Here is an 11,260-nt window from a genome sequence, read left to right as displayed (position 1 = left end):
TACGGCATCGACCAGATCGGCTCGGTGCGAAGGGTGTTTGCGAGCACTGCTAGCGCTCTCGCCTACGGCTACGATCCCTACGGCGTGCCGCTACAGGCCACAGCGCCGACCACCGACTTCGTCTACGCCGGCATGTTCTTCAATGCCGACAGCGGGCTCTACCTGACAAACTATCGTGCGTTTGATCCTTTTGCTGGAAGGTGGTTGTCGCGCGATCCGGTCGGCGAACAAGGCAATCCGACCGGCAACCTTTATCCCTACGTGGATGGGAACCCGATCGGCGTTGTTGATCCCACAGGCGAATTCGGCGTTGGGGCATACTCCGTCGCCGGCTTCGGGGGAGGTGTTATCGGTAACGTCGCGGGTCAAATTCTGCGCGGCGGCTGTGTGGACCTAAGTGACGCACTGCAGGCAGGCATCCAGGGCGCTGCCCTTGGTCTCGGCATAAGAGGCGGGGCTGAGTTGGGTGCAGGCATGATCAGCGAGATCTTCAAAAGAGCATTCGCCTGGTTGGAGGCACAAGGAGCTCGCGGACTCATTGCCGGCAATCCGAGCAATTCAGGAGCCATCCTAGCCACCCCGATCGTATCTAACACCAGACTCCAGAATATTATAAATAATCTCTACAAACATGTCGGAAAAGCCAATCGTACGGGGAACGGAACTACCCAGGACGCTATCCGAAATGAGCTAAGGACGGGCAAGCCAACTTCGGGCACCTTCCACAGCATAAAGGGGCAGGATTCAATCAACGGGCTTCGCAAGTTCCTTCGCAATAACCCAAATGCCCCGTACTATGATCGCCTTGTCGCACAAAGTTTGCTGGACGAATTGTTGAGCATTTTACCGCCATGAGAGAGGAATCATTTTCACTAATTCGAACCTTGGCGGAACGCTTCCCCGGGCTTAAGCACCCATTGGACGAGCATATTGAAGCCAACGACGAAATACTGCCTCATGTTTTTTTCTACGACGTCACCCTGTACGTTCTCGCGTTGGCAGCTTCGGTGAGATTGGGATCAAAGCCGGCTGAACGGGAACTCCGAGCAATTTTGGATCTGTTCGAAGAGCGATTTACAAATGGGTCTGAGGATGTCCAAGAACTGATCTCCGCCTCGTTTCTTGAGAATGTCCCTATGCCAGGAGAGAAGGGGGCAGAAATCCGGGAGATGGTAGGACCGAATATGAGAGTTCGTCTCGATCTCATCGGATAGTCCTTCGAGAGCTACGCGTACGACAGGCTCGATCTTGTCGCCTACGCTGACCGCCAAGGGCGCACCTGTACCTACGCCTACGACGCCAACCGCCGGCTGAAGTCGGTGACCGACGCGCTGTCGCAGGTGAAGACCTACGCCGAACGACGGCATGGCCCTACAGCGGCACCGCGCTGATCCGCTCCCACGCGAGCTCGCGATGGAGCTTCACACCGCCTTCCTCACGCTCGGGCGGCACCAGGATCATGCGCTCGCCCTCGAAGCGGACCTTGCGCACCTGCCGGCTGCCCATGCGGGCGGGGTCGGAGGCGGCGTCGACGGTGGTGATCAGCGTGCTCCCGTCGAACGTGTAGTTGCCGCAGTAGGACGAGTATTCGCGCTTGGCGCCGTCGGGCAGCCGGGCGCGGCCGTCGACCAGCACCGCCATCATGCGGCCGTCGGCGGTCAACGAGACCAGGCCCATGCCGCGCGGCCCGTAGGGCACGCCGAGCGGCTTGCCCGAAGGATCGGTCGTGCTGCCGCCGGCGAGCTTCCAGACGCCGACCACGTCGGGGGTGGCCGCTTCGGCCGCCCGGGCCACGGCGACGGCGGCCGCGGCGCCGGCCGCGATCTTGAGAGTGCGCCGCCGCGAAGCGCGTTGGCTCGTCATGGTCTTCCTCCTCATCGAGCCGCCCTGCCGAGCAGGCTGAAGCCGCGGCCGCGGCGCTGGCTGCGCGACAGCATCGCGGCGGGGATCATCGCCACCACCCCGGCCGCGGCGATCACGATGAAGGTGTCGGAGAAGGCCAGCATCTCCGCCTTCACGTGCAGCATCTGGCCGAGATATTCGTAGGCGCCGGCCTTCTGCTGCTGGAACGGCAGGCCGCCGGCGCGCTGCATCAGCTGCTCGACCAGGGTGACCAGGCGCTGGCTGGTGAAATTGCCCCAGTCCTGGGTCGCGGTCAGCGCCTCGGCATGGAAGTGGGTGCGCACCTCGAAGAAGGCGACCAGCAGGTTGGTGCCGAAGGCGCCGCCGAGCTGGCGCATGAAGTTGGCGATGCCCGCCCCCTGGCGGACCTTGTCGGCCGGCAGGGCCTTGAGCGAGGAGGCGTTGAGGCTGGGATTGATGAAACCCAGCCCGAGCCGCGACACCATCACCATGCTGACCAGCGTCCAGAAGGTCGTGTCGACGTCGGCGGTGCACATGAAGGTGAAGCCGGTCGAGAACAGCACCAGCCCGGCGATGATCATGGTCGAGGCCGGAATGACGTCGGCCATGCGCCCGGCGAGCGGGAAGATGAAGGCGAGCATGATGCCGGCCGGCATCATCATCAGCCCGGCCAGCAACGGCGTGAAGCCGATGATGGTCTGCACGAACACCGGGATGACATAGGTCGATCCATTCATGCCGAAGCCGAACACGAAGGCGATCGTCGCCGCGGCGGCGAACTCGATATTGGCGAAGATCCGGATATCGATCATCGCCCTGGGCGTGTGCAGCTCCCACAGGATGAATCCGACGGCAGCGACGCCGCCGACGGCGAGGCGCAGGACGATGGTGTCGGAGGCCCAGCCCTCGCGCTGGCCGTCGGCGATCCCGGTCATCAGCCCCAGCAGCGCGGCACACAGCAGGAAGAAGCCCAGCCAGTCGAACGGCGGGATCTGCCGGGGCATCGGCCGGCTCGGCATGAAGAACAGCCCGAGCACCGCGGCCAGGGCGCAGAACGGCAGCGAGATGTAGAAGACGTACCGCCAGGAGAAGTACTCGATCATCATGCCGCCGAGCGTCGGGCCGATCGCCGGCGCGAACACCACGCCGAGACCGAACACGCCCATCGCCATGCCGCGCCGCTCGGGCGGGAAGACCGAGAAGATGATCGCCATCACCAGAGGCTGCGCTACGCCGGCGCTGAAGCCCTGCACGGTGCGGAAGATGATCAGCACGTCCTCGGTCGGCGCCGCGCCGCCCATCAGCGCGCCCATCGAGAAGAAGAACAGCGCGCCGACGAAGGTGCGGCGCTCGCCCAGCACGTCGGTGATCCAGGCGTTCATCAGCATGCCCGCGGTCATCGCCGCGGCGTAGGCCGACGACATCCATTGCGCCTTGTCCTGGCCGATGCCGAAGGCGCCCATCACGTCGGGCACCGCGACGTTGACCGTGGTCATGGCCAGCACCATCGAGACCACGCCGACCATGCCGGTGACGGTCACGTACCAGCGGTAGTTCTCGCCGTAGCGTTCGCCGAGAACCTGGGGGCTGTCGAAGGCGGCGTCAGTGGGCACGGTTCAACGGTCTCACCTCATCCTGAGGAGGCGCGAAGCGCCGTCTCGAAGGACGGCAACGAGTACCTTGTCCGTTTCCACCCTTCGAGACGCGGACCTGCGGTCCGCTCCCCAGGGTGAGGTAGGAGTGTGAGATCCTCGAACCGGAAGCGGCGCTATCGGACGTCAATTTCGACTTCGACCATCATGCCCGGCGTCAGCGGCCGGGGCGGATCGACGATGTCGATCTTCACCGGCACGCGCTGGGTGATCTTGGTGAAGTTGCCGGACGGGTTGGGCGTCGGCAGCAGCGCGAAGCGCGCGGTGGTGGCGCTGCCGATGCGCGTCACCTTGCCGGTGAACTTGACGCCGGGATAGGCGTCGACGGTGACATGGACCGTCTGGCCGAGCTTCACCTGGCCGACCTGCGTCTCCTTGATGTTGGCCTCGACCCAGACCTCGTCCGGGTTGTGCAGCATCAGGATGCGCTGGCCCGCGGCGACGTACTCGCCGGGCAGCACGAAGGTGCGGTCGATCACCGCCGGGACGGGACTCTTGATGGTGCGGTCCTCGACGTCGACCTGCTGCTGGTGCATCTGCGCCGCGAGGTTGGCGACCTGGTGGGTCAGCGCCTCGATCTGCGCATCGATCACCTTCAGCCGCTCCTCGCCGGCGCGGGCCTCGTCGAGGCTGCCCTCGGCCTGCTGGTGCTCGGCCTCCATCTGCAGGATCTGGACCTCGAGCTTGGTCACGGCGCTCTGCGCGCTCTGCAACTGGCGCTCGTTGATCACCTTGGTAGCGAACAGCTTGCGGGCGCGGTCGAGCTCCAGCTTGGCGAAATCGAGATCGGACTGCAGCGCCTCGCGCGCCTTGTCGCGCACCGCGACGCCGGAGGTCCGGGTCTTGATCGAAGTCTCGACCTGCTCGCGGCTGAAGGTGCGCTCGGCCTTGAGCCGCGTGCGCTCGGCGCGGATGCCTTCGATCTGGGCCTTCAGCGAATCGACGCGCAGCCTGGCGATGCGGTCGTCGATCCTCACCACCGTGTCGCCGCCCTTCACGCGCACGCCTTCGAGCGCCGGCATCTCGACCACCCAGCCGTCGGCGCGGCTGGAGATGGTCACGATGTCGGCGGTGGCGCGGGCGTCGTATTCGTAGATGTGGGTGAAGCGGAGATAGGTCTCGTAGGCGCCGAAGGCGACGGCCAGCAGCAGGCCGATGGCGATGGCGATGACGCGCGGCCGGAGAAAGAACTGGCGGCGGTGGCTGCGGGCCCAGCCGGGCTGACTCTGGGCGGTCGCGATGACCGGAGGATTAACCGTTTGGTCCAAGATGAGAGATCATAAAGCTGAAACAAACCCCTGACCACGCGTGCAAAAGCGGCCCTCCCTTGCCAAATCGCGTGGTGGGGAGTGAATTGTCGTTCACAGGCGGTGCAAGACCGCCCGCACAGCAAAACCCTAGGATTCGCAATGCCCGATGCGTCGCATCCCGTACCGCGCCAGCTCGATGTCCTGATCGTCGGCGGCGGCCTCGCCGGCCTCTATGCCATCCATCGCCTGCGCAAGCTCGGGCTCAAGGTGCGGGCCTACGAGGCGGGCTCGGGGGTCGGCGGCACCTGGTTCTGGAACCGCTATCCGGGCGCGCGCTGCGACGTCGAGAGTCTCGAGTATTCCTATTCATTCGACGCCGAGCTGCAGCAGGACTGGAAGTGGCCGGAGCGCTACGGCACACAGCCCGAGATCCTGAAATACATCAACCACGTCGCCGACCGCTTCGACCTGCGCCGCGACGTGCAGCTCGACACCCGCATCACCTCGGCGGCGTTCGACGGCAAGGCCAATGAATGGACGGTGACGACCGACGGCGGCGAGGAGATCCGCGCGCGCTATTGCGTGATGGCGGCGGGCAACCTCTCGACGCCGCGCGTGCCCGACTTCAAGGGCCTCAAGGACTTCAAGGGCAAGTGGTACCACTCGGGCCTGTGGCCGCACGAGGGCGTCGACTTCAGCGGGCTCAAGGTCGGCGTCATCGGCACCGGCTCGTCGGGCGTGCAGATGATCCCGATCATCGCCCAGCAGGCCAGGCACCTCACGGTGTTCCAGCGCACCGCCAACTTCAGCCTGCCGGCGCGCAACACACCGATGCCGGAGGAGAAGGAGCGCAAGCACAAGGCCGAGTACCCGCAGCGCCGCGCCGCGGCGATGGAGACGCCCTTCGCGATCGCCGGCCACGACAAGCCGACCCGGTCGGCGCTCGATGTCGACAAGGCCGAGCGCGACGCGTCCTACGAAGCCAAGTGGCAGGAGGGCGGCTCGATCAGCTACCTCTATGCCTACACCGACCTGCTGGTGAACAAGGCGTCGAACGACACCGCGTCGGAGTTCGTGCGCAACAAGATCCGCGCCACGGTGAAGGACCGGAAGACCGCCGAGCTGCTGGCGCCCAAGGATCATCCGATCGGCACCAAGCGGCTCTGCCTCGATACCGACTACTACGAGACCTACAATCGGCCGAACGTGAGCCTGGTCGACGTGCGCTCCGATGCGATCGAGTCGATCACCGAGACCGGCCTGAAGCTCGGGTCGGGCGCGGCGTTCGATCTGGATGCCATCGTCTTCGCCACCGGCTTCGACGCCATGACCGGCGCGCTCAACGAGATCGACATCCGCACGACCGACGGCGAGGCGCTGCGCCAGCATTGGGAAGGCGGGCCGCTCACCTATCTCGGGGTGATGATCGCGGGCTTCCCCAACATGTTCGTCGTCACCGGCCCGGGCAGCCCGGGCGTGAAGACGCAGATGATCGCCTCGATCGAGCAGCACGTCGACTGGATCGCCGACGCGATCGACCATCTGCACCGCCACCAGCTCGACCGCATCGAGCCCACGGCCAAGGCCGAGAGCGAGTGGGTCGAGCACGTCAATCGGGTCGCGGATTCCACGCTCTATCCGCTGGCCAACTCCTGGTACATGGGGGCAAACATTCCTGGAAAGCCGCGTGTGTTCATGCCCTACGTTGGGGGCTTCGACCGTTACAAGAAGCATTGCGATGCGGTCGCCGCCAAGGGGTATGAAGGATTCACCCTGAGCCGACACGAGACCGTGGCCATTTGAACGAGTTCTACGTTCACCATCGCATCGATACCGCGCCGCGCCAGTGGCCGGCGGTGGCCGTGCGACTGGCGAAGCAGGGCGCCGAGCGCATCTCCGCCAACGGCGGCGCCTTGTTCGGCCTGTGGCGCAGCCAGATCGGCCGGCCCCGCGACGAGATCCAGGCGATCACCGTGTGGCCGGGCACGACGCGCGCGGCCGAGGCCGAGCGCCTGCTGCTGCAGGATGAGGCCGACGTCTGGACGCGGCGTAGCGAGCTGCTCCATCCGACCTTGCGGCCCAAGGACGCGACGCCGCCGGTGCGCCAGGGCAACTACGCCTTCCGCTGGTTCGCGACGCCGCAGCACCATTGGGCGGAGTTCCTCGATCTCTGCGCCCAGGGCTGGCCGGGCTTCGAGAGCGCCTACGATTCGCAGGTGATCGGCCTGTGGCAGGCGGTCGGCGACCGCACCGCCACCGATGCCGACGAGGTCACCGGCGCCGGCATCCACGCCGGCGTGCGCAGCCTGCTGCTGACGCGGCGGCCCAATCTGGCGATGTGGGAGCGCTCCAAGATCCCGCAAGGCAAGGGCGAAACCAAGGTGCGCGACGTGCTGAGCCGCCGCTACGACCTCTGCGACTGGACGGTGGTCTCGACCGCGACGCTGCTGACCGCCACGGACACGCCGGACAAGGCGAGGTGGACCTAGCGCGTTCATACGCGCTGGCGGGCGGCAGCGCCTTCTGAGGCGCGAGAGCCCGCGCGGTTCAGAAAAGACGAGAATGTCTAAAGCGCGATCACCACGTTGCCTGCCGCATCGAGGCTCGCCGTCGCATCGGGCGGCACGACGCAGGTCGCGTCGTACTCCTCGATGATGAACGGGCCGCGACGCTCGCCCTTGAGGTCGGAGCGCCGCAGGATCGGCGTCTCCAGCCATCCGGCATCGCCGAAATAGGCGCGCCGCGGCGGCGGCGGCGGCGGCTCGGCCCGGCTGAGCTTCAGGCGCTCGGGGATCGCCGAGCCCTCGCGCAGCCCCTGCCCCACGACCTGGATCGATACAAGCTCGACCGGCTCGTCCTTGCCGGCGCGATGGCCGTAGGTCTTTCGAGATGCTCGACCATGCGCGCGTCGATCGCGCCGTCGGGCACCGGCACGGTCAGCTCGTAGCTCTGGCCCTGATAGTGCAGCGCCGCCGAGCGCCTGAGCCGCCTGCGGTCGGCCGCGAAGTCCTCGGCCGCGAGCTGCGCCTCGGCCTGGTCGGCCAGCGTCTTCCAGGCGCGCTCGATCTCGGCGAGATCGGCCTGGCGCAAGAGGCGCCGGAAGGTCCGCGAATAGTGATGCTCGACATCGGCATAGAGCAGGCCGAACGACGAGAACAGCCCGGCCGACGGCGGCACCACCACGCGGCTCATGCCCAGCGACCTCGCCATGCCGCAGGCGAACAGCGGGCCGTTGCCGCCAAAGGCGAACAGCGCGAACTCGCGCGGGTCGCGGCCGCGCTCGGTCGAGATGGACTTGATGGCGCGGATCATGTTGGAGGCGGCGATGAGATGGGCGCCGTAGGCCGCCTTCTCGAGCGCCAGGCCGAGCGGCTTCGCCACCTTGTCCTCGAACGCCCGCCGCGCCTTGTCGGCATTGAGCGCCAGCGCACCGCCGACCAGGTGGGACGGGTTGATGTAGCCCAGCACGACGTTGGCGTCGGTGACGGTCGGCGTGTCGCCGCCCTTGTCGTAGCAGACCGGCCCCGGCAGGGCGCCGGCGCTCTCCGGCCCGATCTGCAGCGCGCCGCCGCCATCGATCCAGACCAGCGAGCCGCCGCCCGCGCCGACTTCTGCGAGATCGATCGCCGGGACTTTCAGCGTGTAGCCGGCGCCGGTCAGCAGCCGCGAGCCGATCATGATGCCGGCGCCGACCGAGTACTCGGCCGCGCGCGTCACCTCGCCGTCCTCGACCATCGAGGCCTTGGCGGTGGTGCCGCCCATGTCGAAGGTGATGATCTTGGGTACCGACTTGGCGCGGGCCAGCGCCTGCGCCCCGACCACGCCGCCGGCCGGACCCGATTCGATGATGTTCATCGGCCGCTCGGCCGCCGCCTGGTCGCTGGTCAGGCCGCCGTTGGATTGCATCAGCAACAGCCGCGCCGGGATGCCGGCCTTGTCGAGGCCCTGGCGCAGCGCACGCAGGTAGCTCGCCACGATCGGCATGACATAGGCGTTGATCACCGTCGTCGAGGTGCGCTCGTACTCCTTGATCTCGGGCAGCACCTCGTAGGAGACGCTGAGCTTCAGGCCGGGCGCCTTGCGCTCGACGATCTCCTTCAGCATCAGCTCGTGCCGCGGATTGGCGAAGGAATTGAGCAGGCAGACGGCGATGGCCTCGACCTTCTCGGCCAGCAGCGCATCGACCGCGCGCTCGGCGTCGCGCGCGTCCAGCACCCGCTCGACGCGGCCGCGGGCATCGACCCGCTCGTCGACCACCTGGCGCAAATAGCGCTCGACCAGCGGCATGGGCTTCTCCCACGCCAGGTCGTAGAGCTTGGGCATGCGCAGCGTCCGGATCTCCAGCACGTCGCGGAAGCCCTTGGTGGTGATCAGACCGACCCGCGCGCCCTTGTGCTCGAGGATCGCGTTGGAGGCGACGGTCGTGCCGTGGCGAATCTCCTCGATCGCGTCGCCGGCGAGGCCGGTCTCGACGAACAGCTCGGAGAGGCCCTCGACGATGGCGCGGGCATAGTCGCCGACGCTGGAGGAGATCTTCTTGGTGTGGATCGTGCCGCCCGAACCCAGCAGCACGATGTCGGTGAAGGTGCCGCCGATATCGACGCCTACCCGGTAACGCTCGCTCATTCCACCGCCCGCACCGCAGTCTCTTCCGGTTTGTTGGGATCGTGCCATTGCACCTTCGGGACCACGTCCCAGGCGCGTGCCCGTCGAAGCTCGTCTCGCCGAGCGGCGGTCGCCGCCTCGTCGACCGCCCAGCGCGCGACATCGACGATCACGCCGTAATCGTCGGCCGCCCTCCGGGGCGACAGCAGCTCGTTGCGTACGTCCTTCAGCACCGCGGCCGGATCGCGTTCGAGCGGATCGCCCCAGCCGCCGGCGCCGGCCAGCACGTGGCGGAAGATGTCGCCCTTGCGGATGGTCATGGTGAACTTGCCGGGCAGCACGCGGTTCTCGGCCTGCGGATTGAAGTAGTTCTCCGAGGCGCCGCCGGGGCTGCCGCCATAGAGGCCGAACGGCCGATGGTCGCGGCGGTCGGAGCGGACCTGCAGCACGCCCTCGTCCTCGAGGAACCTGTAATCGCGCCGGAACGGCACGCCGCCGCGGTACTTGCCGGCGCCCGCCTTGTCGGGAACGAACTCGTAGGCCAGGAGCTGGATCGGCTCCTCGGCCTCAGTGACCTCGATCGAATGCGAGGCCATGTTGGCGAACATGTGGCTGTTGCCGTCGAGCCCGTCGGCCCACGGCCGCGCGCCCCAGGCGCCACAGGTGAAGTCGACATAGATGAAGGGCTTGCGGTTGGCGTCGTAGCCGCCGATCGAGATGCCGGTGTTGCCGCCGTCGCCCGCCGCCTTGACCTTGTCGGGCAGCATCATCGCCAGCGCGCCGAACATGCAGTCGGTCATACGGAAGCCGGTGAGGCCGCGCGCCGCGCACGCCGCCGGCAGCACGCCGTTGCCGACCGTACCCGGTGGGCAGATCACCTCGATGGCGCGGAACACGCCTTCGTTGTTGGGGATGCCGGGCGGCAGGACCGAGCGGATGCCGGTGTAGGAGGCGGCCTTGGTGAAGGAAAGCGTGTTGTTGATCGCGCCTTTGACCTGCGGGTTGGTGCCGGTCCAGTCGACCACCATGTGATCGCCGGTCTTGCGCAGGGTGACGAACAGACGGATCGGCTTGCCGTAGTCGATGCCGTCGTCGTCGATCCAGTCCTCGAAGCTCCATTCGCCGTCGGGCAGCTTCGACAGCGCCGCGCGCGTCAGGCGCTCGGCGTAGTCGACGGTCTCGCGCATGAAGGCCACGGTCTCGTCGGGGCCGTACTTGCGAACCAGCTCGGCGAACTGCTGCTCGGCGATGTGGCAGGCGGCGAGCTGGGCGCGCAGGTCGCCGAACACCTTCACCGGCAGCCGCACGTTCTTCTCGATGAAGGTCATGATGGTCTTGTTGACCTTGCCCGCCTCGTAGAGTTTCAGCGGCGCGATCCGAAGACCTTCGGCATAGATCTCCGTCGAGTCGGACGCATTCGACCCGGCGACGCGGCCGCCGACATCGGTGTGATGGCAGACCGTGCAGGCGAAGGCGAGCCGCTTGCCGTCGTGATAGAGCGGCTTGAACACGAAGATATCGGGCAGGTGCATGCCGCCGTCGAACGGGTCGTTCATGATGAAGACATCGCCCTCGACCATGTCGTCGCGATAGTGGCGCATGATCGAATCCATCGCGGTCGGCACCGAGCCGAGATGGCCGGGCAGGGTCAGGCCCTGCGCCACCAGCTTGCCGTCGCCGTCGGCGAAGCCGGTCGAGTAGTCCATGTTGTCCTTGAGCACGCCCGAATAGGTCGTTCGGAAGACGGTCAGCGCCATCTCGTCGGCGATCGAGAAGATGGCGTTCTTGAACAACTCGAAGGCGATGGGATCGTGGGCCATGCCGGCATGTTGCCGGTCCCGGACGCAGCCCGCAAACGATTCAGCTAGCGCACGCCCCTTTCGCTTGGCG

10 protein-coding genes and 1 pseudogene are annotated in these 11,260 nt (G+C 66.6%); 5 read left to right on the top strand and 6 right to left on the bottom strand.

Annotated features, from left to right (window positions below; genetic code table 11):
• From J0J01_RS27575 to J0J01_RS32785, 3 genes and pseudogenes are all read left to right on the top strand, one after another.
• The coding region (locus J0J01_RS27575) for an RHS repeat-associated core domain-containing protein (RefSeq protein ID WP_296386693.1) at positions 1–855 on the top strand (855 nt) is incomplete at its 5' end.
• Positions 852–1,214, top strand: coding sequence for a hypothetical protein (locus tag J0J01_RS27570; protein WP_296386690.1), 363 nt, complete (start codon positions 852–854; stop codon positions 1,212–1,214). The genes J0J01_RS27575 and J0J01_RS27570, both read left to right, overlap by 4 nt.
• Before the next feature lie 30 nt (positions 1,215–1,244).
• A pseudogene (locus J0J01_RS32785) lies at positions 1,245–1,391 on the top strand (hypothetical protein); the annotation flags it as partial.
• Here the strand turns inward: J0J01_RS32785 and J0J01_RS27565 are convergent.
• The 3 genes from J0J01_RS27565 to J0J01_RS27555 all read right to left on the bottom strand — a co-directional run bounded on the left by J0J01_RS27565 (position 1,372) and on the right by J0J01_RS27555 (position 4,783).
• A complete protein-coding gene (locus J0J01_RS27565) occupies positions 1,372–1,863 on the bottom strand; it encodes a lipocalin-like domain-containing protein (RefSeq protein WP_296386688.1) in 492 nt (163 codons plus the stop codon). The pseudogene J0J01_RS32785 and the gene J0J01_RS27565 sit on opposite strands and share 20 nt — an antisense overlap.
• An 11-nt stretch (positions 1,864–1,874) precedes the next feature.
• Positions 1,875–3,476, bottom strand: coding sequence for a DHA2 family efflux MFS transporter permease subunit (locus J0J01_RS27560; RefSeq protein WP_296386686.1), 1,602 nt, complete (start codon positions 3,474–3,476; stop codon positions 1,875–1,877).
• Between the two features lie 155 nt (positions 3,477–3,631).
• Complete coding sequence (locus tag J0J01_RS27555) at positions 3,632–4,783, bottom strand: HlyD family secretion protein (protein WP_296386684.1); 1,152 nt, start codon at positions 4,781–4,783, stop codon at positions 3,632–3,634.
• A gap of 141 nt (positions 4,784–4,924) precedes the next feature.
• Between J0J01_RS27555 and J0J01_RS27550 the strand changes: the two genes are divergently transcribed.
• Complete coding sequence (locus J0J01_RS27550) at positions 4,925–6,568, top strand: NAD(P)/FAD-dependent oxidoreductase (protein ID WP_296386682.1); 1,644 nt, start codon at positions 4,925–4,927, stop codon at positions 6,566–6,568.
• Complete coding sequence (locus J0J01_RS27545) at positions 6,565–7,254, top strand: hypothetical protein (RefSeq protein WP_296386680.1); 690 nt, start codon at positions 6,565–6,567, stop codon at positions 7,252–7,254. Before J0J01_RS27550 ends, J0J01_RS27545 begins: the two co-directional genes overlap by 4 nt.
• A gap of 77 nt (positions 7,255–7,331) precedes the next feature.
• Here J0J01_RS27545 and J0J01_RS27540 read toward each other — a convergent pair whose 3' ends face one another.
• The 3 genes from J0J01_RS27540 to J0J01_RS27530 are packed head-to-tail and all read right to left on the bottom strand — an operon-like array spanning position 7,332 to position 11,190.
• The gene (locus J0J01_RS27540) at positions 7,332–7,589 is read right to left on the bottom strand and encodes a hypothetical protein (protein ID WP_296386677.1); all 258 of its coding nucleotides are present in this window, start codon (positions 7,587–7,589) and stop codon (positions 7,332–7,334) included.
• Positions 7,544–9,391: a hydantoinase/oxoprolinase family protein gene (locus tag J0J01_RS27535; RefSeq protein ID WP_296386675.1), complete on the bottom strand. Its 1,848-nt coding sequence runs from the start codon at positions 9,389–9,391 to the stop codon at positions 7,544–7,546. The genes J0J01_RS27540 and J0J01_RS27535 overlap by 46 nt, the downstream gene beginning before the upstream one ends.
• Positions 9,388–11,190, bottom strand: coding sequence for a hydantoinase B/oxoprolinase family protein (locus J0J01_RS27530; RefSeq protein ID WP_296386673.1), 1,803 nt, complete (start codon positions 11,188–11,190; stop codon positions 9,388–9,390). Before J0J01_RS27530 ends, J0J01_RS27535 begins: the two co-directional genes overlap by 4 nt.
• Positions 11,191–11,260 lie beyond the last annotated feature (70 nt).

This window comes from Reyranella sp., from assembly GCF_017305915.1.
Taxonomy (GTDB): Bacteria; Pseudomonadota; Alphaproteobacteria; order Reyranellales; family Reyranellaceae; genus Reyranella.
The sequence above is the reverse complement of the archived record's forward strand: the minus strand, read 5'-3'. Positions and strand labels throughout refer to the sequence as shown.